This is a genomic window from Streptomyces sp. NPDC029139 (assembly GCF_055564335.1).
In genome coordinates this window covers 99,598-126,129 of the sequence record NZ_JBVHWN010000005.1, presented here as the reverse complement: position 1 = coordinate 126,129, position 26,532 = coordinate 99,598, and the positions used below count along the sequence as shown (strand labels likewise).

The following is a 26,532-nucleotide window of genomic DNA, read 5'->3' as shown; positions in this document are numbered from 1 at the left end:
CGAAGAACTAACCCCTCAAGGTTACGTGAGCGGTTGCGGAGCCGGGCTTCTAACCTCTAAAGTCAAGTTAAGAGGTTAGCCACTCGGAGAGGGGAACCGCCATGTCGGCGATCGGAACGCTGAACACCGGCCACATCGGACTCAATGTCACGGACCTGGAGCGCTCGCTCGGCTTCTACGGGGACGTCCTCGGCTTCGAGGTGCTCGGCGAGGGCAAGGAGGAGGGCCGGCGCTACGCCTTCCTCGGCCAGGACGGACGGCTCGTCCTCACGCTCTGGCAGCAGGCGGAGAGCGCGTACGCCTCCACCCGGGCGGGCCTGCACCATCTGGCCTTCGAGGCCGAGTCGATCGAGCGGGTGAGGGCGGCGGAGGCGGCCCTGAAGGAGCGCGGCACGTCGTTCGCCTACGACGGCGTGGTCCCCCACGCCGAGGGCGGCGCCTCCGGCGGCATCTTCTTCCACGACCCGGACGGCACCCGCCTGGAGATCTACGCCAAGACGGGCGCGGAGGGCACCGAGGCCCCGACGGAGTCGGCCCCGACCTGCGGCTTCTTCTAAGGCGCAGGAGCGGGGCGCACGACCCACCCACGTACCGGGGCCCCGCACCCGGCCCCAGGACCCGAGCCCGAAAGGCCCCCGATGAACGCGTACAACAAGGGTTCCCTGGCCGTCCAGGAAAGGCTCGGCGTCCAGGCCCTCGCCGCCCACATCGCTCCCTCCGTCACCCCCGGCATCCGCCCCGTCGCCGCCGCCTTCCTGGCACTCCAGCCCATGCTGGTGCTCGGCGCGGCGGACGCCGGGGGACAGGTCTGGAGCACCCTCCTGACCGGCGCCCCCGGCTTCGTCCGGGCGACGGGCCCGCACACGATCTCCGTGGCCGCGCCCCTCCCCGCCCCCGACGGCGCCCCGGTGGGGACGATCGCCCTCGACCCGCGCACCCGCCGCCGCATGCGCCTCAACGGCATCGCCCGCCCCAGCGCCCGCGGCTTCACCGTCGAGGCGGAACAGGTCTTCTCCAACTGCCCGAAGTACCTCCAGAAGCGGGAGCTGTACGACCCCGAGCCCGGCCCCCGCACCCCGGCCGGTGCCGCGCGGCGCGGGGAGGCGCTCACCCCCGGCCAGGAGCGTCTCGTCCGCGCCGCCGACACCTTCTTCATCGCGACCACGGCCCCCGACGGCGCGGACGCGAGCCACCGCGGCGGCCACCCCGGCTTCGTCCGGGTCGACTCGCCCACCGACCTGAGCTGGCGGGACTATCCCGGCAACGCGATGTTCCTGACCCTCGGCAACCTGGAGGTCGACGACCGCGCGGGACTGCTCTTCCTCGACTGGCACACCGGCACCACGCTCCAGCTGACCGGCCGCGCCCACACGACGTACGCCCCCGACGGGGTCCGTACCGCCCGCTTCCATGTCGAGCGGACGGTCGAGACCCCGAACGCCAGCCCCCTGCGCTGGTCCCGCCCCGAGTACTCGCCCGCCAACCCACCCCTGGACGCGTGAATGGTCTCCGCCCCCGCCCGACCCCACCCCCGCGCCGTCGCCACGGCCACCTCCGTCAGCGTCGCGGCGCTCCTCGTCCTCGTCGCGTGCGGCACCGTCCTTCACCAGCCCCTGCTGATCCCACCCCTGGCGGCCAGCATGGCGCTCGTCGCCGGCGCACCGGACCTGCCGCTCTCCCAGCCCCGTTCGGTGGTCGGCGGCCAACTCCTCTCCGCGCTCACCGGCTTCGCCGTGCTGCTCGTCACGGGACCCGGCCTGTGGGGCGCGGCACTCGCCGGCGGTCTCGCGCTCGGCGTCATGATGGCCGCCCGCACCCCGCACTCGCCCGCCGCGGCGACGGCCGTGATCGTCACCCTCCAGAATCCGCCGTTCTGGAGCTTCCTCTCGCTGCTCGCCCTCGCGAGCGTCCTGCTCGTCGCCGTCGGCCTCGCCGGCGCCCGGGCCGCGGGGCGGACGTACCCGGCGTACTGGTTCTAACCTCGGACCATGAAGCAGGAGTTGAGGGTGGCGGCCTACGCCGTGTGTGTCCGTGACGACGAGATACTCCTCGCCCGCTGGGTGGACAGAGCCGGCGCCAAACGGTGGACCCTCCCCGGCGGCGGGATGGACCACGGCGAGGAGCCGGTCGACACCGTCGTCCGCGAGGTCGAGGAGGAGACCGGGTACGTCACCGAGCCGGTGGCCCTGCTCGGTATCGACTCCATCCGCCGCGGCCGGCTGCGCCGGCTGGCCGGCCCGGGGGACTTCCAGGGACTGCGGATCATCTACGAGAGCCGCGTCACCGGAGGCGCCCTGCGCAACGAGATCGGCGGCTCCACCGACCTCGCCGCCTGGCATCCCCTCGACGCCGTCCCCGGCCTCGCCCGCGTCGAACTCGTGGACATCGGCCTCCAACTCTGGCGCGAACGCCCCCCGGTCGGCCGCTCCCGGCTCGCCGATCCGGCGAACGGCTGAAACTCGCTCAACCCCCGGACGAGCCCTCAACCCGCCGTCCCGGGCCGGAGTCCCCTCCCGTGACCGCAGTTCACGACAGGGGAGCTCGCACGATGTCAGCAGTCCGTACGACCCGTATCCGCACCGCCCGTACCGTCCTCGCCGCCACCGCCGTGGCCGCCCTCACCGCCACCGCCCTCGCCGCGCCCGCGGTCGCGGCCGGCGCACCGCCGAAGACGGACCACCGCGCCACCCAGCAGGCCCTCGACGCGGCGGTGGAGGCCGGCGTGCCGGGCGCCGTCGCCCAGGCCCGGACCGGTCGCGGCGGCTGGACCGGCACGGCGGGCGAGCGCGGCGGCAAGGACCGCTACCGGGTCGGCTCCATCACCAAGACCTTCGTGGCCACCGTCCTCCTCCAGCTCCAGGCCGAGGGCCGCCTCGACCTCGACGACCCCGTCGAGAAGTGGCTGCCCGGCACCGTCCGGGGCAACGGCCACGACGGTCGGAAGATCACCGTCCGCCAGCTTCTCAACCACACCAGTGGCGTCCACAGCTACACCGAGGACCCCGCCTTCCAGCAGAAGGTCTTCGGCCCCGAATTCCTGGAGCACCGCTACGACACCTGGACCCCCGAGCAGCTCGTCGCCATAGCGATGACCCACAAGCCGGACTTCACCCCCGGCACCTCCTGGAACTACTCCAACACCAACTACGTCCTCGCGGGGATGGTCATCGAGAAGGCGACCGGCCGCCCGTACGGCAAGGAGGTCGAGCGCCGGATCATCAAGCCGCTGCACCTGCGCGCCACCAGTGTGCCCGGCACGTCCGTCACGATGCCGAAGCCCGGTTCCCGGGCGTACTCGACGCTCTCGATCGACCCGAACGCCACGAAGACCTACGACGTCACCGAGCTCAACCCCACCCTCGCGTACGCGGCGGGCGAGATGATCTCCGACTCCAACGATCTGCAGACCTTCTACCGGGCCCTGCTCAAGGGGAAGCTGCTGCCGAAGGCCGAGCAGCGTGAGATGACGCGAGGGGTGCCCGTCAGCGCCGAGATGCCGGGGGTCCGCTACGGCCTCGGGCTGATGCAGCAGAAGCTGAGCTGCGGCAAGGAGGTGTGGGGCCACGGCGGAGGCATCCACGGCTCCACCTCGGAGGCCCTCACGACGAGGGACGGCGAGCACTCGCTCGCCCTGAACTTCAACGCCGACTGGACGGGTGACAGCCGGCCCGTCATCGAGGCGGAGTTCTGCGGCACCGTCCCGAAGGGCTGACCCTCACCGGGGCAGGACGACGACGTAGGCGGCGGGCTGCCGGTCCGACGCGGCCATGAGGGCCGTACGGACCACGGTGGCCTGCTGGTCCATCGCCTCGCGCAGCTTGCGCGGGGTGATGTGGACGACCGTGATGCCGAGCCGCTCCAGGTGCTCGCGCTTACGGGTGTACTCCGACCACAGCGCGTCGTCGTCCTGCCGCGGAGCCCGCGTGTCCAGCTCCACCGCCACCGCGTGGTCCGGCCAGTACGCGTCGAGGCCGCCGAGGTGCGGGCCGCCGGGCAGCCGCAGGTCCACGTTCCACAGCGGGTCCGGCAGGGCGAACTCCCGCACCATCTCGTACAGCCGCTCCTCGGCGATGCTCCGGCCCTCCGCGAGCAGCGAGTCCACCGCGTCCACCACATGCGCCCGGGTGAGCAGCCGCGCCCGGTTCAACTCCCGTACCACAGCTCCCGGTTCGCAGTGCCCGCCGCGCACCGCCTCGGTGAGAAGCCGGCGCACCACGCCCGCGTCGGTCAGCCCGGACACGGCGTCGGCGAGGGCCCGGGCGACCGGGGCGACCGGCACCCCGGTGATCTCCAGCGGCTCCGGCATGTCCTGGGCGCGCACCACCCGCGCCCAGCCGGTGGACCGCAGACGGCGGGTGCGCGGCACCAGGACGTCGATCATGTCCAGGGAGAGCAGCGGCGGAGCGGACGAGAAGCGGTGCAGGGCGAGTGCGGCGAGCCCGGTGATCATCGCCTCGGACCCCTGCATGGGCACCCCGCCGGAGCGGCGGGCGTAGAGGAGCGCGGCCCGCAGCCGGTCCTCGCTGGTGGGCTGCCCCGGGTGCAGCAGGAAGACCCCGGGGAGGATCTGCTGCCATCCGCCACCCGGCCGGCAGTGCGCGGAGATCGCGGCGGAAGACAGTCCCTGGGCGCGCAACTCGGCGACGGACACGACGCGTTGCGGGTTCGCCGGCAGGGGGGAGAGGGGGAGCGGGCGGGGGCTGATGGGGGTGTTGTGGTTCATGACGGGGGTCTTCCGCTTCCCGGACCTCCGCTAACCGCTGTTACAAATCCGTCGCTCAATCCGGACAACCCCGTCCTAAAGTACGCACGTTCGACTGCCGATGGGGCGCGGCCCTCCTCGTCGAGGGGGAGCCGCACCCCGCGGCACTCCTCCGGGTCACACCCCGGCGTCGCACGCCTGCGCGCGCAGCGCCCGCGCCAGGTCGTCACGGCCCTCGAGGACCAGGCGGCGCAGGGCGGGCGCGGCCGACTCGTGCGCGGCGAGCCACGCGTCCGTCGCGTCCAGCGCCTCCTCGCCCCGCAGGCTCGGGAACAGGCCCCTGACCACGTCCATCCCGATCTGGATCGAGCGCTCGTCCCAGACCCGCTCGATCACCGCGAAGTACTTCTCCGCGTACGGTGCGATCAGCTCCCGCTGGGAGGGCTGCACGAAGCCCGCGATCGTGGCTTCCACCAGCGCGTTCGACAGCTTGTCCGACTCGACGACCTGCGCCCAGGCCTGTGCCTTGACCGCCGCCGAGGGCCGGGCCGCCAGACAGCGGACCTGGTGGCGCTTGCCGCTCGCGGTGTCGTCCCGGGCCAGCTCCTCGCCGATCCGGCTCTCGTCGGCCAGGCCGTGCGCGGCCAGCGGCTCCAGGAACGCCCAGCGCAGCTCCTGGTCGACATCGAGCCCGTCGATCTTCGCCGTGCCGTCGAGCAGCCCCCCGAGCAGCTGGAAGTCCGCCTCGGAGCCGGCGACGGACGCGAAGAACCGCGCCCAGGTCAGCTGGTGCTCGCTGCCCGGCTCGGCCAGACGCAGCTCGCGCAGCCCGCCCTCGGCGAGCAGCCGGCCGCCCTCCGCACGCCATGCGGGTGCCGCGTAGTGCGTCACCGCCGACCGCGCCCAGGCGTGCACCATCTGCAGCACGCCGATGTCCGTCTCCCGGCCCGCGAAGTCCAGGACGACCGCCGCGAAGTCCCGGGCGGGCATCAGACCGTCCCGCGTCAGGTTCCACAGCGCCGACCAGCACAGCGCGCGCGCCAGCGGGTCCGTGATGCCACCCAGATGCGTCCGCAGGGTCGCCAGGGAGCGCTCGTCGAAGCGGATCTTGCAGTAGGTCAGGTCGTCGTCGTTGACGAGCACCAGGTCGGGCCGGTCCGAGCCCGCGAGCTCGGCCACGACGGTCCGCGTCCCGTCGATGTCCGCCTCGGCCCGGGCGTACCGTACGAGCTCGCCCTCCACCGACAGCTTGTACAGGCCGACCGCCGCCCGGTGCGGCCGGAGCGCGTCGCCGTCCTGGAGGACGGCCAGCTCCGTGACGCGCCCCTCCGCGTCGTACGTGACCACCGGGGTCAGCGTGTTGACGCCCGAGGTCTGCAGCCAGGACGTGGACCACGCCCTCATGTCGCGCCCGGAGGTCTCCTCCAGGACCGACAGCAGGTCGGTCAGGCGCGTGTTCCCGTACGCGTGCCGCTTGAAGTAGCGGCGGGCGCCCTCCAGGAAGGCGTCCCGGCCCGCGTAGGCCACGAGCTGCTTCAGGACGGAGGCGCCCTTGGCGTACGTGATGCCGTCGAAGTTCAGCTTGGCGTCCTCCAGGTCACGGATGTCGGCCGTGATCGGGTGCGTGGAGGGGAGCTGGTCGGCGCGGTACGCCCACGCCTTGCGGTTGTTGGCGAAGGTCACCCAGCTGTTGGTGAAGCGGGTCGCCTCGGCCAGCGAGAAGGAGCCCATGAAGTCGGCGAAGGACTCCTTCAGCCACAGGTCGTCCCACCACACCATGGTGACCAGGTCCCCGAACCACATGTGCGCCATCTCGTGGAGGATGACGTTGGCCCGGCGCTCGTACGCGGCCTGCGTGACCTTGCCGCGGTAGATGTACTCCTCGCGGAAGGTCACCATGCCCGGGTTCTCCATCGCGCCGAGGTTGTACTCGGGGACGAAGGCCTGGTCGTACTTCCCGAAGGGGTACGGGTAGTCGAAGTTGTCGTGGAAGAAGTCGAAGCCCTGCTTGGTGATCAGGAAGACGTCGTCCGCGTCGAAGTGCTTGGCGAGCCCCTTGCGGCACATCGCGCCGAGCGGGATCTCCAGATCGCCCCGCTTGTACGTGTCCGTGACGTAGTGGTACGGCCCCGCGACGACGCAGCTGATGTACGTCGAGATCGGCGCCGTCTCCGCGAAGCGCCACACGCCCTCGGCGTCCTGCTCCCCGGCGCCGTTGCTCCACACCGTCCAGCCCTCGGGCGCGGTCACCGAGAAGAGGTGCGGGGCCTTCAGGTCGGGCTGCTCGAAGGTGGCGTACACGCGGCGGGCGTCGGCCGGCTCGTACTGCGTGTAGAGGTAGACCTCGCCGTCCTCCGGGTCGACGAAGCGGTGCATGCCCTCGCCGGTCCGGCTGTACGCGCACTGGGCGTCGACCACCAGCACGTTGTCGTCGGCCAGGCCGTCCAGGGTGATCCGCGCGCCGTCGAAGACGGCGGCCGGGTCGAGCGCGCGGCCGTTGAGCTCCACCGACGTGACCGCGGGGGCGATCAGGTCCACGAAGGTGGTGGTGCCCGCGCCCGTCCGACGGAACCGGATGGTCGTCACCGAGCGGAAGGTGCGGACCTCCTCGCTCGACTCGCCGATCGCCGAGCGCAGATCGAGGGCGACCTCGTACCCGTCGACGGACAGCAGCGCGGCCCGCTCACGGGCCTCGTCGCGGGACAGATTCTCACCGGGCACGGTCACTCCTTCGTGGCGCGTTCGAAACAGCACCGATCCTCCCATGTGCCACTGACGTACGGCACAGGGGAATGCCCCCGCCGGGCGTGGACGTTGCCCCTCTGGCGCATAGACACCGTCCCTGAGGAGTGACATGTCCGAGAGCAGGACCACCGCCGACTTCTGGTTCGACCCGCTGTGCCCCTGGGCCTGGATGACGTCCCGCTGGATGCTCGAGGTCGAGAAGGTGCGCCCGGTCGACGTGCGCTGGAAGGTGATGAGCCTGGCCGTCCTGAACGAGGACAAGCTGGACGAGGTCCCGGCCGAGTACCGGGAGATGCTGGAGACCCAGGCATGGGGCCCGGTCCGCGTGGTGATAGCGGCCCAGCAGCTGCACGGTGACGAGGTCGTCGGCAAGCTCTACACCGCGCTCGGCACCCGGTTCCACAACAAGGGGGAGGGCCCCACGCGCGAGGCGATCTCCGAGGCACTCGCGGACGTCGGTCTGCCGGCCGATCTCGTGGAGTACGCCGACAAGGACACCTACGACGCCGAGCTGCGCGCCTCCCACAAGGAGGGCATCGACAAGGTCGGCCAGGACGTAGGCACGCCGGTCATCTCCGTGCCGGGCGCGGACGGCGAGCAGGTCGCCTTCTTCGGGCCCGTCGTGACTCCGGCCCCGCGGGGCGAGGCGGCGGCCCGGCTGTGGGACGGCACGCTGCTGGTGGCGTCGACGCCCGGCTTCTACGAGATCAAGCGCACGCGGACGGCGGCGCCGAGCTTCGAGTAGTCCCCGCACCACGAACGGACGACCCCCGCGATGTCGCGGGGGTCGTCCCTTTTTCCGCCTGCCCCGTGAAGGTTGAGAAGACGATCACGAGCAGGGCGTTCCTCAGATGCCGATGAGCGGGGTGCGTCCCTTGGCGTCCGTGTAGCGCTTCTGCACGTCCTGCCAGTTGACGACCTGCCACATGGCCTCGATGAAGTCCACTTTCTGGTTCTTGTACTGCAGGTAGAAGGCGTGCTCCCAGGCGTCGAAGACCAGCACCGGGACCGAGCCCTGGCCCACGTTGCCCTGGTGGTCGTAGACCTGCTCGACGATCAGCCGGCCGCTGATCGGCTCGTACGCGAGGACGCCCCAGCCGGAACCCTGGGTGGTCGCGGCGGCCTTGGTCAGCTGGGCCTTGAACTTGGCGAAGGAGCCGAAGGACTCGGTGATCGCCTCCGCGAGGTCACCCACGCCGTCGGCGGCCAGCGGCTCGCCGCCGCCGCCGTCCTTCGGGCTGTCCATGTTGTTCCAGTAGATGCTGTGCAGGATGTGGCCGGAGAGATGGAACGCGAGGTTCTTCTCCAGGCCGTTGATCGCGCCCCACTGCTCCTTGTCGCGCGCCTCTTCGAGCTGCTCCAGGGTGTCGTTCGCGCCCTTGACGTACGCGGCGTGGTGCTTGTCGTGGTGCAGCTCGATGATCTCCGGATTGATCACCGGCTCCAGCGCCGCGTAGTCGTACGGCAGTTCCGGAAGGGTGTAGATCGCCATGTGCCGAGCCTCTCGCTGCCGGTGCTTATTGCAACCTATATGCAAGTGCAGGCTAACAGCAGCAGCGCCCCGAAGTTGATCAGCCCTTGGGCCTAGGTCTCCCGGCGGAAGACACGAAACCCCCGGACCGAAAGGCCCGGGGGTTTCCGTTGGCAGGGGTGGGTCAGGCGTCCTGCGACACCGGTCCGCGCGCCTTCTGCACGACGTAACCGATCGCGGCGAGCAGCACCGTGAGCCCGCCCGTCCAGTACAGCTGCACCCGGGTGCCCTCCTGGCGGGCCATCAGGAAGAAGATCGCCGCCATGCCGGCCAGCGCCACCCACGTCAGGAACGGGAACGCCCACATCTTCACGACCAGCCTCTCCGGCGCCTCCCGCTCGGTCCGGCGGCGCAGCAGCAGCTGCGAGACGGCGATGAAGAACCAGACGACGAGGATGATCGCGCCGATGGTGTTCAGGAGCCAGGCGAAGATGTCGTCGGGCCGCCAGTAGCTCAGCAGCACGCAGACGAAGCCGAAGGCGGAGGAGACGAGCACCGCCGGGCGCGGCACGCCGCCGAAGGTCCGGCCCAGGGCCTTGGGACCCTGGCCGCGGGCGACCAGCGAGGTGGCCATCCGGGACGCGCCGTAGATGTTGGCGTTCATGGCCGAGAGCAGGGCGATCAGGACGACCACGTTCATGATCTGACCGGCGGCCGGGATGCCCAGGTGGTCGAGCGTCGCGACGTACGGGCCCTTCGAGACGACCGCCTCGTCGTCCCACGGGACGAGTGTGACGATGACCGCCATCGAGCCGACGTAGAAGAGCGCGATACGCCACATCGCCGTACGGACCGCCTTGGCGACGCCCTGCACGGGGTGCTCGGACTCGGCCGCCGCGATGGTGACCGTCTCCAGGCCGCCGTACGCGAAGACGGAGGCGAGCAGGCCGACGATCAGACCCTCGGAACCGTTCGGGAAGAACCCGCCGTCACCGGTGAGGTTCGCGCTCCCCGGGGCGTCCGTTCCCGGCAGCACGCCGACGATGGCGAGCACACCGATGCCGAGGAAGAGGACGATCGCCCCGACCTTGAGCGCGGCGAACCAGAACTCGAACTCGCCGAAGTTCTTCACCGCCGCCAGGTTGGTCGCGCAGAACACCAGCATGAAGAGGGCCACCCAGGCCCACTCCGGGGTGCCGGGGAACCAGCCGGTCATGATCTTCGCCGCGCCGATGCCCTCCAGGCCGACGGCCACACAGAGCAGGAACCAGAAGGCCCAGCCCGCGGTGAAGCCGGCCCACGGGCCGATCGCGCGCTCCGCGTGGACGGAGAAGGAGCCGGAGGCCGGGTTCGCCGCCGACATCTCCCCGAGCATCCGCATCACCAGCATGACGAGCAGACCGGAGAGGGCGTAGGCGACCACGATCGAGGGACCGGCGGCGGCGATACCGGCGCCGGAGCCGACGAAGAGGCCGGCGCCGATGACGCCACCGAGGGCGATCATCGACAGATGACGCTGCTTGAGGCCGTGCGTGAGTCCCTGGGAGACGGGTGCCGGGTCGTCCTTGCGGTCGACGGGCTCGGGCGCGGTGGTCCGTGACATGGGCCGCCCTGTTCATTGGCTGCGACGGGGAACGGCCCACAGTCTGGGCGGGCTCCCCGCTCACAGGGAACAGATGTCCGCTATACGGTCACGATCTTCACACAACGTGAAGGATCATGACCGAACCGTGCGTGGCTCCCGCAACCGGGCCACCAGCAGGACGATCCCGGTGGCCGCTCCCGACCACAGCACCTGCGGCCGCGTCCCGCCGTCGGCCAGCATCAGCACCAGGACGGCGCCCATCGCGGCCAGCGCCGCCCAGGTCAGCCACGGGAAGCCCCACATACGCAGCGTCAGGGTCTCCGGAGCCTCCCGCTCGATCCGGCGGCGCAGCCTCAGCTGGGAGACCGCGATCAGACCCCAGACGAAGAGCAGGACGGCGCCGACCGCGTTGAGCATGTAGAGGAAGACCGAATCCGGCCACTTCAGATTCAGCAGCACGGAGACGAAGCCGAAGGCGACCGACGCGAGCACCGCGCGGCGCGGTACCCCGCCGGCCGAGATCCTCAGCAGCCCCTTCGGCGCCTCGCCCCGCTCGGCGAGGGAGAAGACCATCCGCGAGGACCCGTACAGGTTGGCGTTGAGCGCCGAGAGCAGCGCCACGAAGACCACGACGTTCATGATCTGGCCGGCCGACGGCACCCCGAGGGAGTCGAGCACGGCGACGTACGGCGACTCGCCCGGCTTCATCGAGGTCCAGGGCAGCAGGGTCACGATGACCAGCATCGACCCCACGTAGAAGAGGAGGATCCGCCACACGGCGCTGCGCACCGCCCGCGCCACGTTGCGCGCCGGGTCGTCGGACTCGGCGGCCGCGATCGTCACGACCTCGAGGCCGCCGAAGGCGAAGACGACGGCGAGGACCCCGGAGACCACGCCCTCCCAGCCGTTGGGCAGGAAGCCGCCCCGGCCGGTCAGGTTCGCCGTCCCCACCGGGTCGGTGTCGGGGAGCAGGCCCGCGATCGCCAGCGTCCCCAGGACCAGGAACAGCACGATCGCGCCCACCTTGAGCGCCGCGAACCAGAACTCGAACTCGCCGAAGTTCTTCACCGCCGCGAGGTTGGCGGCGGTGAACACGACCATGAAGACCAGCACCCAGCCCCACTGCGGCACGCCCGGCACCCAGCCGTGCGCGATCCGCGCCGCGCCCGTCGCCTCCACCGCGAGGACGACGACCAGCAGGAACCAGTACAGCCATCCCACCGAGAAGCCCGCCCAGCGCCCGAGCGCCCGCTCGGCGTGCACGGAGAAGGCGCCCGAGGCCGGCATGGCCGCCGACATCTCGCCCAGCATCCGCATGATCAGCATCGCGAGCGTGCCCGCGATCAGGTACGAGAGGACGATGCCGGGCCCGGCGACCGCGATGCCCGCGCCGGAACCGACGAAGAGACCGGCCCCGATCACCCCGCCGAGCCCGAGCATCGTCAGGTGACGCTGCTTCAGCCCGTGGGAGAGCGGCTCCGGTTCGGGGGCGAGGGGAGCCGAGGAGGCGGGCGGCGCGTCGTGCATGGGAAAGGCTCGTGCTCTCGCTGGTTCTCGAAGGTTTTATGGAGACCCCACAGTCTCTCCGGTGACCGCCCCTTGACGCAAAAGGGACCTCTCGGCGAGCTTCCCAGTGACAAGCATCACGTGGCGCGAGGGGTTGGTCGCTGCCCTTTGTCCGATCCCCACGAAGAGCTCAACCCCCGCTTTGTGGGCGGCTGATGGTGATCGAGCGTTCACTCCTCGACTACGGTCAACCTGTCCGTGCCACCCTCACCCCGCGGAGTACCGATGAGCACCGCCGCCGCACCCGTCCGTTCCCTGCGCCCGGGAACGGTCCTCGCCGACCTCGTCCCCGCCGGCAGGACCCGCGACATCGCGCTGGTCGTCGGCGGCGCCGCGCTCACCGGCCTCGCCGCGCAGATCTCCGTCCCGGTCCCCGGCTCCCCGGTCCCGGTCTCCGGCCAGACGTTCGCGGCCCTGCTCGTCGGCACGGCGCTCGGCGCCCGCCGCGGCTTCCTCGCCCTCGCCGTGTACGCCCTCGCCGGCATGGCGGGCGTGCCCTGGTTCGCGCAGGCCACCTCCGGCTACACGATGCCCTCGTTCGGCTACATCCTCGGCATGCTGCTCGCCGCCACCGTCGTCGGCGCCCTCGCGCGCCGCGGAGCCGACCGCTCCGTGCTCCGCGCCGCGGGCACGATGGCGCTCGGCTCCCTGATCATCTACGCGGTGGGCGTGCCGTACCTCGCCCTGGCCACCGGCATGTCGCTGCCGCAGGCCGTCGCGGCCGGCCTCACCCCGTTCCTGATCGGCGACGCGCTCAAGGCCGCGCTGGCGATGGGCGTGCTGCCCACCGCCTGGAAGCTGCTCGGCCGGAAGGGCTGACGCGGCCACCCCGGCAGGCCCCCGGGCGGCCGGACGCGGCCGACCCTGGCCGGGCGCGATGGTGTGGTTCCTGCGGAAGAGGTTCGCCGGGTCGTACGTCGACTTGACCCGGGCGAGCCTCTTGCGCGTTTCGGCGTCGTACAGCCCCTCCGTCCGCTCGCCGTCCCCGAACAGGAAGTTCAGCGCCCGGCCGGTGGCCCACGGAGCGACCGTCAGCTCCACGCGCGCGTGGAGCTCCTTGATCGGCCCCGTCCCGTCCTCTCCGATCGGGTGCAGCGCCCGCACCAGGCAGCGCGCGTCGCGGTGCGGCACCGCGTCGGCCCGCTCCTCGGCGAGCGCGCCGCTGGGATGCCGACGTCCGGCGAGGTCCCGTTCGACGGGGCGAGGCCGTGCGGGGCGGCCGCCTCGACGACCTGCCCCCACCGCACCCCGGCCTCGATGTGCGCGGTCCGCGCCACGGCGTCGATCCGTACCCCGTCCATCCGCCGGGTGGTGATCAGCATTCCGCCCTCGGCCGCGCCGGGCAGTCCGTGCCCGGTGGCCTGGACGCCGATGGGCAGCCCGCGCCGGTCGGCGTGGGAGACGGCCGCCCGGACCTCTTCGGCGTCGGTGGCCCCGACGACGACCTCGGGGCGGACGGCGAAGCCGGTCTGGAATCCGGCGATCTCCTCGGCGTACCCGGCGTCGCCGGGGCGGAAGACGTGCGAGGCGGTGAGGGACATGAGAAGGCTCTCCGTTCCCGAGGTGGTCGGTGTACGGAGAGCCTTCCGCGCATACCTGACATCGTCCGTCAGGTATGGATTCAGTCCTTGGTGACGGGCTCCGCGGTCTTGCCGAAGCGGTCACGGACCACGGCGATCGCCACGACCAGGCCCGCCACCAGCAGCGACAGCAGGACCTGCTCACGCGCGGAACCGCCGTCGTAGAGCATGAAGCCGAGGACGAAGACGATCATGCCGATCGTCGCCCAGGTCAGGTACGGGAAGAGCCACATCTTCACGAGCAGCTTCTCCGGGGCCTCCCGCAGGATGATCTTGCGCATGCGCAGCTGCGAGAAGCAGATGACCAGCCAGACGAAGAGCGCGATCGCGCCGGACGCGTTCAGCAGGAAGGCGAAGACCGTGTCGGGCCACTTGTAGTTGAAGAAGACGGCGACGAAGCCGAAGACGACCGACCCGATGATGGCGGCCTGCGGCACGCCCTTCGCGTTCGTGCGGGCGAAGGCCTTCGGCGCGTCACCGCGCCGGCCGAGGGAGTGCGCCATGCGGGAGGCGGTGTAGAGGCCCGAGTTCAGGCAGGACAGCACCGCGGTCAGGATGATGACGTTCATGATCTGACCGGCGTGCGGGATGCCGATCGAGTTGAGCGCCGCGACGTACGAGCCGTCCTTCTGCAGCGACGGGTCGTTCCACGGCAGCAGCGAGACGACCACCAGGATCGAGCCGAGGTAGAAGATGCCGACGCGCCAGATCACGCTGTTGGTGGCCTTGGCGACCGCGCGGCGCGGGTCCGACGACTCTCCGGCGGCGAGGGTGACGATCTCGCTGCCCATGAAGGAGAAGACGACCATCAGGATGCCGGTGAGGATCGCGCCGTAGCCGTTGGGCAGGAAGCCGCCGTGCTCGGTGAGGTTGCTCAGTCCGGCGGCCGAGGTGTCCGCGCCGGGCAGGACACCGAAGACCGCCAGCCCGCCCACCACGATGAAGGCGGCGATGGCGACGACCTTGATGCCGGCGAACCAGAACTCGAACTCACCGTAGGAGGCGACCGAGCCGAGGTTGGTGGCGGTCAGGACGACCATCACGATCAGCGCCCACGCCCACTGGGGGACGGACGGGATCCAGCCGTTCAGGATGTCCGCACCCATGGTCGCCTCGACGGCGAGGACGACGACCCAGAAGAACCAGTACAGCCAGCCGATGGAGAAGCCCGCCCAGCGGCCGAGCGCCCGGTCGGCGTGCGCCGAGAAGGAGCCGGAGGTGGGGTTGGCCACGGACATCTCGCCGAGCATCCGCATGACGAAGACGACCATCGCGCCCACGAGCGCGTAGGACAGCAGGATGCCGGGGCCCGCGGCCTTGATGCCGGCGGCGGAGCCGCCGAAGAGCCCGGCGCCGATGACGCCACCGATGGCGATCATCGAGAGGTGACGATTCTTGAGACCGGCCTTGAGTCCGTCGGAATGCTGGGAATCACCGAGATCGTCGGTGGTTCCGCCTTCCTTCGTGAGGGTCGGCTGCGTGTTCATGAACGCTTCCTTAGGTCAGGGGTGCACTCGGGTCGCGAGCCCGTGCATTGAACACTGGGATGCGGGTAGATCGGAAGACCTGATTCCGGATCGTTGCGCGGGGCCGAAAGGTCCGGACCGGAACAGGTGACGGCCCCGACCCCGCTGACCGCTACCCGGGACCCCGCGTGCCACACTCGGAACCATGCGCGTGTACCTCGGCTCCGACCATGCCGGTTTCGAACTCAAGAACCACCTCGTCGAGTGGCTGAAGGCCCATGGCCACGAGCCCGTCGACTGTGGACCCCACATCTACGACGCCCTGGACGACTACCCGCCGTTCTGCCTGCGTGCCGCCGAGAAGACGGCCGCGGACCCGGACAGCCTGGGCATCGTCATCGGCGGCTCCGGCAACGGCGAGCAGATCGCCGCGAACAAGGTGAAGGGGGTGCGCGCGGCCCTCGCCTGGAGCGAGCAGACCGCCGCCCTCGGCCGCGAGCACAACAACGCCAACGTCGTCTCCATCGGTGGCCGGATGCACACCCAGGAAGAGGCGACCAAGTTCGTCGAGATCTTCCTCGGCACCCCGTACTCCGGTGACGAGCGTCACACCCGCCGGATCGACATGCTCTCCGCGTACGAGACCACCGGCGAGCTCCCCCCGATCCCGGCCCACCACCCGCAGCAGGGCTGACCGCCCGTACCCCGTGCCGCCGGCTCACCCCGGCGGCACGGCCGCGCCGTCCCGGCGCGGCGCCCGTTCCTTCTGGAGACCAGCCGTGCCCGAGGGGCATACGATCCGCCGCCTGGCCGATGACCATCTCGCGCGCTTCGCGGGCCGGCCCGTCCGCGTGAGCAGCCCCCAGGGCAAGTTCTCGGACAGCGCCGCCCTGCTCGACGGCCGGGTCCTGGACGCCGTCGACGCCCACGGCAAGCACCTCTTCCTCGGCTTCGAGGACATCGGCTGGGTCCACGTGCACCTCGGCCTGTTCGGCAAACTCGGCTTCGGCACGACTCCGGCGGCGCCGCCCACCGAGACGGTCCGGATGCGCCTCGTCAACGACGAGCACTACGCCGACCTGCGCGGCCCCACCACGTGCGCCCTCATCACCGAACCCGAGAAGCGGGCGATACACGACCGCCTCGGCCCCGACCCGCTCCGCGCCGGCGACGGACCCGACAAGGCGTGGCGCCGGATCTCGACCTCCCGCACCACGATCGCGGCCCTGCTCATGGACCAGAAGGTCATCGCGGGCGTCGGGAACGTGTACCGCGCCGAGGTCCTCTTCCGGCACGGCATCGACCCGTACCGCGCCGGCAGGGAGCTGACCCGCCGCGAGTGGGACGCGATCTGGGACGACCTCGTCGAGCTGATGCGCGAGGGCGTCCGCCACAACCGCATCGACACCGTCCGCCCCGAGCACACCCCCGAGGCGATGGGCCGCCCGCCGCGCGTCGACGACCACGGCGGCGAGGTCTACGTCTACCGCCGGGCCCCGCTGCCCTGCCACATCTGTGGCGGCGAGATCCGCACCGCCGACCTCGCCGCCCGCAACCTCTTCTGGTGCCCCGCCTGCCAGCGCCGCTGACGCGGGCGCCCGGCCCCGAAGGGCCGTCCCCCTAGAACCCGTGCGGCAACCACGGGGCCACCGGCGAACCGAAGCCCACGGACGCCTCCACCAGGGCCCCGCTCCGGAGCTCCCGCACCCGCCCTGCCGCCGCCAGCGAGGTCAGGCTCGCACCCCCCAGGTACGCCGCCCCCAAGTCCCGTACCGACAGAGCGAGATCCGCGGCCTCGTCCGTGCGGACGCACACCGCCCCGCGCGCGTCCCCCGTCAGCCGCCAACGCCCCTCGTTCCAGGGACAGAACGCGTCCGCCACCTCGAACACCACGTCCACCGGCGCCTGGTACGTCCGCGCCGCCAGCGCCGCACCCACGTCCACCAGACGCAGGTACAGCGAGTCGCGCTGCGTCGGAGAGCACCGCCGCACATCCGTCACCAGGTGCTGCCAGGCGTCGTCCACCGGCCGGCCGTGGATCCGGACCGAGGACGTCAGGTCGATCGAGCAGAGGAACCGCCACAGCGCCGCCTCCGCCGCCGGGTCCAGCGCCCCCAGGTCCTTCAGCAGCACACTGCCGTCGGCCCCGGCCGGGGACCACTCCGGCTTGATCGCGTACAGCGCGTACCCGACGACCTCCCCGTCCCGCTCCGCCAGCACGCACTGCCGCGGCGAGGCCCCGCCCCGGTCGCCCTCCGGGTCGATCAGCGGCAGCCGCTCCCACTCGGGCCGGCGGGCCAGCATGCCGGGCCGCCGCGGCACCAGCCGCGCGTAGACCGCCTCGCAGGCCGCGGCAGCCTTCGCCGGATCGGCCTGCCGCAGCACCACCTCGTCCGTCCCCTCCGGCACCGTGAGCCGCACCCGCGTCGTGTCGATCGTCGCCCGCGTCTGGTACGTGGCGATGCCGTAGCCGAACCGTCCGTAGATCTCCGGTTCCGACGCCGTCAGCACGGCCAGCGGCTCACCCCACGCGCGTACGTCGTCGAGCTGACGCCGCATCATCGAACTGAGGATCCCGCGCCGTCGGTGCGTCGCGGCCACGCTCACCATCGTGACGCCCGCCGCCGGGACGATCGCCCCGCCCGGTACGGACATCCGGAAGGTGAACGCGCCCGCCGTGCCGACACAGCTCTCGCCGTCCCAGACCCCGATGAAACGGTCGTACTCCGTCAGGTCCTGCCAGAGTTGCCGCTCCTCCGGCGACTCGGGAATCCCTCCGAAGGCGAGCTCCAGAGTCCCGTACCACTCGTCCCACTCGGCCGCGTCCAGGACCCGCAGTTCAGTCGTCATATGCCATCGATATCAACGTCCGGCACGCGACGCGACCCGATTTCACGCGCAATGTCTGAGGGGTCCCCCTGCACGAGATCCGACCGGGTGGATAGGGTCCAGGCCAATGAGAAATCGCCCGGGTGTCGCTTCGTACTCGGCCCGGATGCGCAAACGCGCGCACCGGGTCCGCATCTCCCTGCGCAGATCCGGTGTCGACTACTTCCGCGGCGAGGGCTCCGACTGGGTCGCCTTCGCCGGACTGCTCCTCACCATTCCCGCGATCACCTGGGGCACACTCACCAATCCCGTGTGGTGCTCGCCCGCCGCGCTCGTCCTGCCGATCGTCGCCGGGGGACTGCTCCTGCGCCCCGCGAGCCTGCTCGGCCTGTACGCGGCGGCCGCCGGCGCCCTGATCGTCGAGTCGATCGTGCTCGGCCCGTACACCCAGGGACCGGCCCGCGTCACGCCCGGCACGGTCCTGGTCGTCGCGGCCTGCGGACTCTTCGGGCTGCTCATCGCGCAGTTCCGGGCCCGGGTCGGTGTCCCCTGGCGGCGCGGCGGCACCATGCTCTTCGACCTCCGCGAACGCATCCGGGCGCAGAGCGCCCTGCCGCGCCTCCCCAAGGGCTGGCACCGCGAGATGGCCCTTCGCCCGGCCGGCGGCCAGTCCTTCTCCGGCGACTTCGTGGTCGCCGCCCGCACGAACGGCGGCCGCACGCTGGAGGTCCTGCTCACGGACGTGTCCGGCAAGGGCATGGACGCCGGCTCGCGCGCCCTCCTCCTCTCCGGTGCCTTCGGCGGACTCCTCGGCTCCCTGCCGCCGCACGGCTTCCTGCCGGCCGCCAACGGCTACCTGCTGCGCCAGGACTGGGACGAGGGCTTCGCCACCTCGATCCATCTGGTCCTCGACCTGGAGTCCGGGGACTACGAACTGCTCTCCGCCGGACACCTGCCGGCGCTCCAGCTCCACGCGGGCACCGGGCGCTGGGAGGAGAAGTCCGGCGAGGGCCCGCTCCTCGGTGTCTACGACGGCGCCGAGTTCCACCCGGTCAAGGGCTCGCTGGAGCCCGGCGACGTCCTCATGCTCTTCACCGACGGGCTCGTCGAATCCGCCGAACGCGACATCGCCGAGGGCATCGACCGCCTGACGGGCGAGGCCGACCGCTACGTCGCCTCCGGCTTCGAGGGCGCGGCCTGGCACCTGATCGAGGCCTGCGCGAAGGACGTCAACGACGACCGCGCCCTGCTGCTCATCAGCCGCCGGACCTGAGGCCCGGCCCCGGACGGGAGACGACCGGTCGCGCGGTCCGCGCCGCGGTCCGCGTCAGCTCCGCTTCGCCGCCGAGTCCTTGCGGAAGGCCCACGCCATATCGGGTTCCGTCACCCACTTGAGCAACCGGCGCACCGGCGGAGTGCACAGCAGGGTCATCGCCACGACAGCGGCGAGGGTCACGACCACGCGACCCGACGGGCTGGTCAGCCACGGATACGTCTCGAAGGCGCCGAGGTAGCTGACGCCGCGGATCACGAACCCGTGCAGCACGTAGCCGCAGATGGTGCCGGCCCCGAGCGCGGTGAACCAGCGCAGGCTGCCGGGGACGAGGGAGAGGAACGCTGCCGTCAGCACCAGCGTGCAGAGGAAGAGGGCCCCGACGATGAGCAGGCCACGCACCGGGCCGACACCCATCTCCTGCACGCTCTGGGAGCGGTAGAACCAGCTCAGGAACCAGGTGTCGGTCCGCCAGTAGACGAGGGGAACCGCCGCGGCGAACACGAGGACCGCGGCGACCCGTATCGGCCACCGCCGGAGGAACGCGAAGTGCTCGGGCTTCATGCACAGGCCCAGCACGAAGTACGGCAGGAGCTGCAGGATCCGGGGCACTTCCAGGATCCCGCCGAGGCCCGGGGTGACCGACGCGAGCCCGGCGATCACCAGGGACGTCGTCAACGGCCACCGCACGACGTGCCAGAAGGGTGTGGTCAGGCGCCAGACGAAGAGCGCGAGCAGGAACCACATCATGTAGGTGGGATGCAGCAGGCTGATCGAGCGGTAGGTCCCCGTTCCCCATCGGGTGAACAGCGTGTAGGCCACTTCGAAGACGATGTACGGCACGGCCACACCGGTGAGGAGCCGCTTGAGCTGGTCGGGCCGCCCCGTGTAACTCCGCGACAGATAGCCGGATATCAGTATGAAGACCGGCATGTGGAACGTGTAGACCAGCATGTACAGGCTCCGGGTGGCCCGGCTGCCCTCGATCACGGCCGGCCAGGCGTGCCCCATCACCACGAGCAGGATCGCGAGGTACTTCGCGTTGTCGAAGTAGGGATCGCGTGGCTTCGGTGCGACGGCCCTGTCCTTGGCCTGCTTCGTCGGGACCGACCCCGCCACCTCGTCCTCAGGAAGCGGAGTCCTGGCTATGTTCTGGGTAGCGGAGGACATCCGGGAACCTTAACTGTGCGGCTCCTGTGGCCAAACCATGCGACTCATAAGGGGCAATTAGCCGCTTAGGCGACGGAAGCGTGCCCCAGATTCGCCTTTATGTACGCCGAATTTCGGGCGAATCCCCTTTGGTTGTACGGATGTGCTCTATCTCTCTCTTGCGCCCGGCTCCGCGCCCACGCCCGGCCCCGGGGCCCCGGAGAGGCGACTCGCTCCCTGGATGATTGGCCACCACGCGTCAAGGGCAGGGGAGTTGATGGCACCATGGAGGCAGCGGGGGCGTGATTCGACGTGTGCTCCCGGGCGGCAAGGTGGGACCGACCGAGGGTGTGATCAGTTGTGGCCATTTCACTGTCTGTGGTGCTGCTGTTGGCGATCATCCTGGTGGTGCTGATCCGCGGCGGAAACCTCAAGGCCGGTCCGGCCGTGGTCGCGGTGCTCTTCGGCTTCTTCCTTGCCTCCACGGGCATGGCCGACGACATCCAGCGCTTCCTCGACTCGATAACGCAGACCGTCAGCTCCATCAAGTTCTGAGCCCGCGCCGGCGGCGGCGCGGACCCGTGCGGTTCACGCCGTCCTCGCGGCGGTCCGCTTCCCCTTCGCGCCTGCGTCCGCGCCGCTCCGCGCGCGCTTGGCCGGCGCGGTCTTCCGGCCCCGGGCGGGCTTCGCGGGCTTCTCAGGAGTCTCGGAGTTCTCGGGGGTCCCCGACTTCTCGGGGGTCCCGGGCTTCTCGGACCGCGCCGACTCCTCCCGGTTCGCCGGCTTCTCCGGGCTCTCGGCCGCCGGGGCCGCGGTCTCCCGGGCCGTCCCGATCGGCCAGGTGAACTCGATCTCCAGCTCGATCTTCCCGTCGCCGACCTCCCACTCCACCTCGGCCCAGAGCTCGTCGGGGACCCGCAGCGTGAGCACTCCGGTGATGAGGGACAACTCCACCACGCCGCCTTTCCGCATCCCCTTCGCGAGTTCCTCCAGCACTTCCGCCGCCTCGATCACTGTCATCGGGTGGCTCTGCTCGAACTTGAGATCCTTCACGGCTGCCTCCGATGCGGCGGGACCAGGGGGAGGGGGACAGTGCCCACTGTGCGGCCGCACCACGGAAAACGCCTCGGGGCCGGGCCGGAGGAGTGAACCTCCGGCCCGGCCCCGAGGCCGGAAGAGCGGGCGACGGGAATCGAACCCGCGTAGCTAGTTTGGAAGACTAGGGCTCTACCATTGAGCTACGCCCGCGCGCATCGCGCCGCAGGTCACGAAGGCCGCGGCACGGACAGCATCGTAGCGGGTCCCGGGCGGTCCCCGCACACCCCATAAAGAGGGGGCGTCGCACTGTCTTCGTGCATGTACCCTACGTGTCGCACCGACGGGGTGTGGCGCAGCTTGGTAGCGCGTCCGCTTTGGGAGCGGAAGGCCGTGGGTTCAAATCCCGCCACCCCGACCACCAAGATCACGCGAGGCAAGATCGCGTTGTGGGCCTCATCCCGCTTGCGGTTACTATGCAAGCTGCGTGCCCGTGTGTCTCTCTGACCGGGCCGATCGGCCGGAACCGCCACCCAGCGGCGTCGGCAGAATCCAAGAATCAGCCACCAAGGAGACCGAACCGTGAAGAGCGCCGTGGAGACCCTGAACCCGACCCGGGTTCGGCTCACTGTCGAGGTGCCCTTCGAGGAGCTCAAGGACAGCCTCGACGCGGCGTACAAGAAGATCAACCAGCAGGTCACGGTCAAGGGCTTCCGTAAGGGCAAGATCCCGGCTCGTGTGATCGACCAGCGGTTCGGCCGTGGTGCGGTGCTGGAGGAGGCCGTCAACGACGCCCTTCCGAAGTTCTACACCGAGGCCGTCAACGAGGCCGAGGTCAACCCGCTGGGTCAGCCCGAGGTCGACATCACCGAGCTGAAGGACGGCGAGCTGCTGGCCTTCACCGCCGAGGTCGACATCCGCCCGACGATCGAGATCCCGGACTACTCCGGCATCGAGGTCACCGTCGACGCGGTCGAGGTCACCGACGAGGACGTCGAGAAGTCCGTGGAGCAGCTGCGCGAGCGCTTCGCCTCCACCAACCCGGTCGAGCGCCCCGCCGCCGAGGGTGACGTCGTCACCATCGACCTCGAGGCCAAGGTCGACGGCGAGGTCCTGCCCGACGGTGTCGCCCAGGGCGTCTCGTACACCATCGGTTCCGGCGAGCTCCTCGACGGCATCGACGAGGCCGTCACCGGCCTCGAGGCCGGCGGCGAGGCCACCTTCACCTCGCAGCTGAAGGGCGGCTCCGCCGAGGGCAAGGACGCCGAGGTCACCGTCAAGGTCACCGCCGTCGCCGCCCGCGAGCTCCCCGAGCTGGACGACGACTTCGCGCAGCTCGCGTCGGAGTTCGACACCCTCGACGAGCTCAAGGCCGACAGCCGCAAGCGCCTCGAGAACATGAAGCAGTTCGACCAGGCCACCCAGGCCCAGGAGCGCGTCCTCGACGAGCTGCTGAAGCTGGCGGACGTCCCGATGCCCGAGAAGCTGCTCGAGGACGAGATCAACACCCGCAAGCACAACCTGGAGCACCACCAGCTCGGCCAGATGGGGCTGACCCTCGAGAAGTACCTGGAGATCCAGGGCAAGACCGAGGAAGAGTTCCTGGCGGAGACCAAGGAGCAGGCCGAGAAGGGCATCAAGACGCAGTTCATCCTCGATGAGCTCGTCAACAAGGAGAAGCTCAACGTCAGCCAGGAGGAGCTCACCGAGCACCTCATGCGCCGCGCCGCCTCCTCCGGCATGAGCCCCGACCAGTTCGCCCAGGCCGTCGTCGAGGGTGGCCAGGTGCCGATGCTCGTCGGCGAGGTCGCCCGCGGCAAGGCCCTCGCGGTCGTCGTCGAGGCCGTCAAGGTCGTCGACACCAACGGTGAGGTCGTCGACCTCGAGGACGACGAGGACGAGACCGCCGCCGAGACGGTCGAGGCCGCCACCGGCGACGTCGAGGCCGACGAGGAGAAGAACGAGGCCTGAGCCTCGCTCGAACCGCAGGTCCACGGGCCCGGACGCACTGCTGTGCGCCGGGCCCGTGCCCGTACCCGGGACGCCCTTCGGGGACGCCCTCCCGGGCCCTGTGGGGCCGGCGACAACCTTGCGCTCCCAGCGAACAGTTAGGGAAGCGGGATGGTGTTGTCCTACCTGCGCGTTAGGGTCCATGAATACGAGGGCACTGCCCTCTGAACGAGACGCGAGACGGCCGGAGCCGTCGGAGACGAGCAGGTGGATACGTGACGAATCTGAAGCCTTACGCCGCGGGTGAGCCGTCCATCGGTGGTGGCCTCGGCGACCATGTCTACAACCGGCTGCTCGGCGAGCGCATCATCTTCCTCGGCCAGCAGGTCGACGATGAGATCGCCAACAAGATCACCGCGCAGATGCTTCTCCTGGCCGCCGATCCGGAGAAGGACATCTTCCTGTACATCAACAGCCCCGGTGGCTCGGTGACGGCCGGCATGGCCATCTACGACACCATGCAGTACATCCCGAACGACGTGGTCACCATCGGTATGGGCATGGCGGCCTCGATGGGCCAGTTCCTGCTGACCGGCGGCAGCGCCGGCAAGCGCTTCGCGCTGCCGAACACCGACATCCTGATGCACCAGGGCTCCGCCGGCATCGGCGGCACCGCCTCGGACATCAAGATCCAGGCCGAGTACCTCCTTCGCACGAAGAAGCGCATGGCCGAGATCACCGCGCACCACTCCGGTCAGACCGTCGAGGCGATCATCCGCGACGGCGACCGCGACCGCTGGTTCACCGCGGAGGAGGCCAAGGACTACGGCCTCATCGACGAGATCATCTCTGCCGCTTCGGGCGTTCCGGGCGGCGGCGGCACGGGCGCCTGAGCCCCGGCAGTCCGCTGAACAGCCCCAGCCCACCGAACGCCACCAGGACGGTGAACATCCAGATGCAGAACAACCTCTCCCCGAGCGGCCTCTACACCGGCGCTCCGATGGACAACCGGTACGTCGTCCCGCGCTTCGTGGAGCGCACCTCGCAGGGCATCCGTGAGTACGACCCGTACGCGAAGCTCTTCGAGGAGCGCGTGATCTTCCTCGGCGTGCAGATCGACGACGCCTCCGCCAACGACGTCATGGCCCAGCTGCTGTGCCTGGAGTCGATGGACCCGGACCGCGACATCTCGATCTACATCAACAGCCCCGGTGGCTCCTTCACCGCGCTGACCGCCATCTACGACACGATGCAGTTCGTGAAGCCGGACATCCAGACGGTCTGCATGGGCCAGGCGGCGTCCGCCGCGGCCGTGCTGCTCGCCGCCGGCACGCCCGGCAAGCGGATGGCCCTGCCGAACGCCCGTGTGCTGATCCACCAGCCCTCCGGCGGCACCGGCCGTGAGCAGCTCTCCGACCTGGAGATCGCGGCCAACGAGATCCTGCGGATGCGGACCCAGCTGGAAGAGATGCTGGCCAAGCACTCCTCGACGCCGATCGAGAAGATCCGCGACGACATCGAGCGCGACAAGATCCTGACCGCCGAGGACGCCCTCGCGTACGGCCTGGTCGACCAGATCGTCTCGACCCGTAAGAGCACGGCCGCCGCGGCAGCCTGACGCTCGGCCTTCCCCTGGCACGGGGAGCACGGTGGGGATCATGGCGCAATTCCGTCCATGTGAACCGTGCCAAGGGGGGCCCGAACGGGGGGCCCGGCAAGGTACCGTCGAATATGAGGCACCAGGAGTCGCTGAACCAAGCGCTCCCAGGCGAAGGGGAAGCACCTCGTGGCACGCATCGGTGATGGCGGCGACCTGCTCAAGTGCTCGTTCTGCGGAAAGAGCCAGAAGCAGGTGAAGAAGCTCATCGCAGGACCCGGTGTGTACATCTGCGATGAGTGCATCGACCTCTGCAACGAGATCATCGAGGAAGAACTCGCGGAGACGAGCGAGGTCCGGTGGGAGGAACTCCCCAAGCCGCGCGAGATCTACGAGTTCCTCGAGGGGTACGTCGTCGGGCAGGAGCCCGCGAAGAAGGCCCTCTCGGTCGCGGTGTACAACCACTACAAGCGCGTCCAGGCCGGTGAGAACGGCGGCGGCGCGGGCCGTGACGACGCCATCGAGCTGGCGAAGTCCAACATCCTGCTGCTGGGCCCCACCGGGTCCGGCAAGACGCTGCTCGCGCAGACCCTGGCCCGGATGCTCAACGTCCCGTTCGCCATCGCCGACGCGACGGCGCTGACGGAGGCCGGCTATGTCGGCGAGGACGTCGAGAACATCCTGCTCAAGCTGATCCAGGCGGCCGACTACGACGTCAAGAAGGCCGAGACCGGGATCATCTACATCGACGAGATCGACAAGGTCGCCCGGAAGAGCGAAAACCCGTCGATCACGCGCGACGTGAGCGGTGAGGGCGTCCAGCAGGCGCTCCTCAAGATCCTGGAGGGCACCACCGCCTCCGTACCGCCGCAGGGCGGCCGGAAGCACCCGCACCAGGAGTTCATCCAGATCGACACGACGAACGTGCTCTTCATCGTGGGCGGAGCCTTCTCCGGCCTGGAGAAGATCATCGAGTCGCGCGCGGGCGCCAAGGGCATCGGCTTCGGGGCGACGATCCGCTCCAAGCGCGAGATCGAGGCGAGCGACCAGTTCCAGGAGGTCATGCCCGAGGACCTGGTGAAGTTCGGAATGATCCCGGAGTTCATCGGCCGTCTCCCGGTCATCACCTCGGTCCACAACCTCGACCGCGAGGCCCTGCTCAAGATCCTCATCGAGCCGCGCAACGCGCTGGTGAAGCAGTACCAGCGCCTCTTCGAACTCGACGGTGTGGAGCTGGACTTCGACCGCCCGGCGCTGGAGGCCATCGCCGACCAGGCGATCCTGCGCGGCACGGGCGCGCGTGGTCTGCGGGCCATCATGGAAGAGGTCCTGATGTCGGTGATGTACGAGGTCCCGTCCCGCAAGGACGTGGCCCGGGTCGTGATCACCGCGGACGTCGTGCACAACAACGTGAACCCGACGCTGGTCCCGCGGATCGTGAAGAACGACGGACGGCACGAGAAGTCGGCGTAGCGCGAGAACGGACAGGGGCGGGGGGGGGGGGGGGGGGGGGGGGGGGGGGGGGGGGGGGGGGGGGGGGGGTGGGGGTGTGGGGGGGGTTTTGTGTTTTTTTTTTCTTCTGTG

Annotated in this window: 25 protein-coding genes, 2 tRNA genes and 1 pseudogene; 16 read left to right on the top strand and 12 right to left on the bottom strand. The window is 70.2% G+C overall.

Annotated elements, in window-relative coordinates:
• The first annotated feature begins 101 nt into the window (after positions 1-101).
• From ACZ4VW_RS14570 to ACZ4VW_RS14550, 5 genes are all read left to right on the top strand, one after another.
• On the top strand, positions 102-557 hold the full coding sequence (locus tag ACZ4VW_RS14570; RefSeq protein ID WP_467962081.1) for a VOC family protein: 456 nt from the start codon (positions 102-104) through the stop codon (positions 555-557).
• Positions 558-638: 81 nt separating this feature from the next.
• Positions 639-1,502, top strand: a complete 864-nt coding sequence (locus ACZ4VW_RS14565) for a pyridoxamine 5'-phosphate oxidase family protein (RefSeq protein WP_467962079.1) — start codon at positions 639-641, stop codon at positions 1,500-1,502.
• Positions 1,503-1,979 carry an HPP family protein gene (locus ACZ4VW_RS14560; RefSeq protein WP_467962077.1) on the top strand — a complete coding sequence of 159 codons (477 nt, stop codon included), beginning with the start codon at positions 1,503-1,505 and terminating at the stop codon, positions 1,977-1,979.
• Positions 1,980-1,988: 9 nt separating this feature from the next.
• Entirely contained in the window at positions 1,989-2,456 is a 468-nt protein-coding gene (locus tag ACZ4VW_RS14555) for an NUDIX hydrolase (RefSeq protein WP_467962075.1), read from the top strand.
• 92 nt (positions 2,457-2,548) lie between these two features.
• Positions 2,549-3,712, top strand: coding sequence for a serine hydrolase domain-containing protein (locus ACZ4VW_RS14550; protein WP_467962073.1), 1,164 nt, complete (start codon positions 2,549-2,551; stop codon positions 3,710-3,712).
• A 3-nt stretch (positions 3,713-3,715) separates the two neighbouring features.
• Here the strand turns inward: ACZ4VW_RS14550 and ACZ4VW_RS14545 are convergent, their stop codons facing one another.
• Both ACZ4VW_RS14545 and pepN read right to left on the bottom strand, forming a co-directional pair.
• Positions 3,716-4,723, bottom strand: coding sequence for a hypothetical protein (locus ACZ4VW_RS14545; RefSeq protein WP_467962071.1), 1,008 nt, complete (start codon positions 4,721-4,723; stop codon positions 3,716-3,718).
• A 156-nt stretch (positions 4,724-4,879) separates the two neighbouring features.
• A complete protein-coding gene (pepN, locus tag ACZ4VW_RS14540; protein WP_467962069.1) occupies positions 4,880-7,423 on the bottom strand; it encodes an aminopeptidase N in 2,544 nt (847 codons plus the stop codon).
• A 133-nt stretch (positions 7,424-7,556) separates the two neighbouring features.
• On the opposite strand from pepN, the gene ACZ4VW_RS14535 reads away from it, so the two are divergent.
• Positions 7,557-8,192, top strand: a complete 636-nt coding sequence (locus ACZ4VW_RS14535) for a mycothiol-dependent nitroreductase Rv2466c family protein (RefSeq protein WP_467962067.1) — start codon at positions 7,557-7,559, stop codon at positions 8,190-8,192.
• Positions 8,193-8,294: 102 nt separating this feature from the next.
• On the opposite strand, the gene ACZ4VW_RS14530 is transcribed toward ACZ4VW_RS14535, so the two are convergent.
• The 3 genes from ACZ4VW_RS14530 to ACZ4VW_RS14520 form a co-directional block, all read right to left on the bottom strand.
• Complete coding sequence (locus ACZ4VW_RS14530) at positions 8,295-8,939, bottom strand: superoxide dismutase (RefSeq protein ID WP_467962065.1); 645 nt, start codon at positions 8,937-8,939, stop codon at positions 8,295-8,297.
• A gap of 163 nt (positions 8,940-9,102) precedes the next feature.
• Positions 9,103-10,521 carry an amino acid permease gene (locus tag ACZ4VW_RS14525; protein WP_467962064.1) on the bottom strand — a complete coding sequence of 473 codons (1,419 nt, stop codon included), beginning with the start codon at positions 10,519-10,521 and terminating at the stop codon, positions 9,103-9,105.
• Positions 10,522-10,635: 114 nt separating this feature from the next.
• Positions 10,636-12,030, bottom strand: coding sequence for an amino acid permease (locus ACZ4VW_RS14520; RefSeq protein WP_467962062.1), 1,395 nt, complete (start codon positions 12,028-12,030; stop codon positions 10,636-10,638).
• A gap of 264 nt (positions 12,031-12,294) precedes the next feature.
• Between ACZ4VW_RS14520 and ACZ4VW_RS14515 the strand changes: the two genes are divergently transcribed.
• Complete coding sequence (locus ACZ4VW_RS14515; RefSeq protein ID WP_467962060.1) at positions 12,295-12,888, top strand: biotin transporter BioY; 594 nt, start codon at positions 12,295-12,297, stop codon at positions 12,886-12,888.
• Positions 12,889-12,990: 102 nt separating this feature from the next.
• Here the strand turns inward: ACZ4VW_RS14515 and ACZ4VW_RS14510 are convergent.
• The 3 genes and pseudogenes from ACZ4VW_RS14510 to ACZ4VW_RS14500 form a co-directional block, all read right to left on the bottom strand.
• A pseudogene (locus tag ACZ4VW_RS14510) lies at positions 12,991-13,110 on the bottom strand (hypothetical protein); the annotation flags it as partial.
• Positions 13,101-13,610 carry an FAD-binding oxidoreductase gene (locus ACZ4VW_RS14505; RefSeq protein ID WP_467962058.1) on the bottom strand — a complete coding sequence of 170 codons (510 nt, stop codon included), beginning with the start codon at positions 13,608-13,610 and terminating at the stop codon, positions 13,101-13,103. The pseudogene ACZ4VW_RS14510 and the gene ACZ4VW_RS14505, both read right to left, overlap by 10 nt.
• A gap of 80 nt (positions 13,611-13,690) precedes the next feature.
• Entirely contained in the window at positions 13,691-15,136 is a 1,446-nt protein-coding gene (locus tag ACZ4VW_RS14500) for an amino acid permease (RefSeq protein ID WP_467962056.1), read from the bottom strand.
• A gap of 184 nt (positions 15,137-15,320) precedes the next feature.
• Here ACZ4VW_RS14500 and ACZ4VW_RS14495 point away from each other — a divergent pair, with 184 nt between their 5' ends.
• A complete protein-coding gene (locus ACZ4VW_RS14495) occupies positions 15,321-15,809 on the top strand; it encodes a ribose-5-phosphate isomerase (protein WP_467962054.1) in 489 nt (162 codons plus the stop codon).
• Positions 15,810-15,894: 85 nt separating this feature from the next.
• On the top strand, positions 15,895-16,704 hold the full coding sequence (locus ACZ4VW_RS14490) for an Fpg/Nei family DNA glycosylase (RefSeq protein ID WP_467962052.1): 810 nt from the start codon (positions 15,895-15,897) through the stop codon (positions 16,702-16,704).
• A gap of 31 nt (positions 16,705-16,735) precedes the next feature.
• Here the strand turns inward: ACZ4VW_RS14490 and ACZ4VW_RS14485 are convergent, their stop codons facing one another.
• The gene (locus tag ACZ4VW_RS14485) at positions 16,736-17,965 is read right to left on the bottom strand and encodes a GNAT family N-acetyltransferase (protein ID WP_467962050.1); all 1,230 of its coding nucleotides are present in this window, start codon (positions 17,963-17,965) and stop codon (positions 16,736-16,738) included.
• 106 nt (positions 17,966-18,071) lie between these two features.
• Between ACZ4VW_RS14485 and ACZ4VW_RS14480 the strand changes: the two genes are divergently transcribed.
• Entirely contained in the window at positions 18,072-19,217 is a 1,146-nt protein-coding gene (locus ACZ4VW_RS14480; protein WP_467962048.1) for a PP2C family protein-serine/threonine phosphatase, read from the top strand.
• A 54-nt stretch (positions 19,218-19,271) separates the two neighbouring features.
• Here ACZ4VW_RS14480 and ACZ4VW_RS14475 read toward each other — a convergent pair whose 3' ends face one another.
• The gene (locus ACZ4VW_RS14475; RefSeq protein WP_467962046.1) at positions 19,272-20,387 is read right to left on the bottom strand and encodes an acyltransferase family protein; all 1,116 of its coding nucleotides are present in this window, start codon (positions 20,385-20,387) and stop codon (positions 19,272-19,274) included.
• Positions 20,388-20,726: 339 nt separating this feature from the next.
• On the opposite strand from ACZ4VW_RS14475, the gene ACZ4VW_RS14470 reads away from it, so the two are divergent.
• Positions 20,727-20,921, top strand: a complete 195-nt coding sequence (locus ACZ4VW_RS14470; protein ID WP_147978023.1) for a hypothetical protein — start codon at positions 20,727-20,729, stop codon at positions 20,919-20,921.
• Between the two features lie 33 nt (positions 20,922-20,954).
• Here ACZ4VW_RS14470 and ACZ4VW_RS14465 read toward each other — a convergent pair whose 3' ends face one another.
• Positions 20,955-21,419: an amphi-Trp domain-containing protein gene (locus ACZ4VW_RS14465; RefSeq protein ID WP_467962044.1), complete on the bottom strand. Its 465-nt coding sequence runs from the start codon at positions 21,417-21,419 to the stop codon at positions 20,955-20,957.
• A 124-nt stretch (positions 21,420-21,543) separates the two neighbouring features.
• Positions 21,544-21,614 (bottom strand) — tRNA-Gly (locus ACZ4VW_RS14460).
• 131 nt (positions 21,615-21,745) lie between these two features.
• On the opposite strand from ACZ4VW_RS14460, the gene ACZ4VW_RS14455 reads away from it, so the two are divergent.
• The 5 genes from ACZ4VW_RS14455 (at position 21,746) to clpX (ending at position 26,421) form a co-directional block, all read left to right on the top strand.
• Positions 21,746-21,822 (top strand) — tRNA-Pro (locus tag ACZ4VW_RS14455).
• A 161-nt stretch (positions 21,823-21,983) separates the two neighbouring features.
• Positions 21,984-23,372, top strand: coding sequence for a trigger factor (tig, locus tag ACZ4VW_RS14450; RefSeq protein WP_467962042.1), 1,389 nt, complete (start codon positions 21,984-21,986; stop codon positions 23,370-23,372).
• Positions 23,373-23,626: 254 nt separating this feature from the next.
• Complete coding sequence (locus tag ACZ4VW_RS14445) at positions 23,627-24,244, top strand: ATP-dependent Clp protease proteolytic subunit (RefSeq protein ID WP_467962040.1); 618 nt, start codon at positions 23,627-23,629, stop codon at positions 24,242-24,244.
• A gap of 62 nt (positions 24,245-24,306) precedes the next feature.
• Positions 24,307-24,969: an ATP-dependent Clp protease proteolytic subunit gene (locus tag ACZ4VW_RS14440; protein ID WP_137994695.1), complete on the top strand. Its 663-nt coding sequence runs from the start codon at positions 24,307-24,309 to the stop codon at positions 24,967-24,969.
• 168 nt (positions 24,970-25,137) lie between these two features.
• On the top strand, positions 25,138-26,421 hold the full coding sequence (gene clpX, locus ACZ4VW_RS14435; RefSeq protein WP_467962039.1) for an ATP-dependent Clp protease ATP-binding subunit ClpX: 1,284 nt from the start codon (positions 25,138-25,140) through the stop codon (positions 26,419-26,421).
• Positions 26,422-26,532: the final 111 nt, after the last annotated feature.

Coding starts and splice junctions, on each gene's coding strand:
- ACZ4VW_RS14440 (WP_137994695.1), top strand. CDS start 24,307: ATGCAGAACAACCTCTCCCCGAGCGGCCTCTACACCGGCGCTCCGATG.
- ACZ4VW_RS14525 (WP_467962064.1), bottom strand. CDS start 10,521: ATGTCACGGACCACCGCGCCCGAGCCCGTCGACCGCAAGGACGACCCG.
- ACZ4VW_RS14545 (WP_467962071.1), bottom strand. CDS start 4,723: ATGAACCACAACACCCCCATCAGCCCCCGCCCGCTCCCCCTCTCCCCC.
- ACZ4VW_RS14515 (WP_467962060.1), top strand. CDS start 12,295: ATGAGCACCGCCGCCGCACCCGTCCGTTCCCTGCGCCCGGGAACGGTC.
- ACZ4VW_RS14485 (WP_467962050.1), bottom strand. CDS start 17,965: ATGACGACTGAACTGCGGGTCCTGGACGCGGCCGAGTGGGACGAGTGG.
- ACZ4VW_RS14550 (WP_467962073.1), top strand. CDS start 2,549: ATGTCAGCAGTCCGTACGACCCGTATCCGCACCGCCCGTACCGTCCTC.
- ACZ4VW_RS14565 (WP_467962079.1), top strand. CDS start 639: ATGAACGCGTACAACAAGGGTTCCCTGGCCGTCCAGGAAAGGCTCGGC.
- ACZ4VW_RS14530 (WP_467962065.1), bottom strand. CDS start 8,939: ATGGCGATCTACACCCTTCCGGAACTGCCGTACGACTACGCGGCGCTG.
- ACZ4VW_RS14520 (WP_467962062.1), bottom strand. CDS start 12,030: ATGCACGACGCGCCGCCCGCCTCCTCGGCTCCCCTCGCCCCCGAACCG.
- ACZ4VW_RS14480 (WP_467962048.1), top strand. CDS start 18,072: ATGAGAAATCGCCCGGGTGTCGCTTCGTACTCGGCCCGGATGCGCAAA.
- ACZ4VW_RS14505 (WP_467962058.1), bottom strand. CDS start 13,610: ATGTCCCTCACCGCCTCGCACGTCTTCCGCCCCGGCGACGCCGGGTAC.
- ACZ4VW_RS14555 (WP_467962075.1), top strand. CDS start 1,989: ATGAAGCAGGAGTTGAGGGTGGCGGCCTACGCCGTGTGTGTCCGTGAC.
- ACZ4VW_RS14475 (WP_467962046.1), bottom strand. CDS start 20,387: ATGTCCTCCGCTACCCAGAACATAGCCAGGACTCCGCTTCCTGAGGAC.
- ACZ4VW_RS14560 (WP_467962077.1), top strand. CDS start 1,503: ATGGTCTCCGCCCCCGCCCGACCCCACCCCCGCGCCGTCGCCACGGCC.
- ACZ4VW_RS14500 (WP_467962056.1), bottom strand. CDS start 15,136: ATGAACACGCAGCCGACCCTCACGAAGGAAGGCGGAACCACCGACGAT.
- ACZ4VW_RS14495 (WP_467962054.1), top strand. CDS start 15,321: ATGCGCGTGTACCTCGGCTCCGACCATGCCGGTTTCGAACTCAAGAAC.
- ACZ4VW_RS14570 (WP_467962081.1), top strand. CDS start 102: ATGTCGGCGATCGGAACGCTGAACACCGGCCACATCGGACTCAATGTC.
- ACZ4VW_RS14535 (WP_467962067.1), top strand. CDS start 7,557: ATGTCCGAGAGCAGGACCACCGCCGACTTCTGGTTCGACCCGCTGTGC.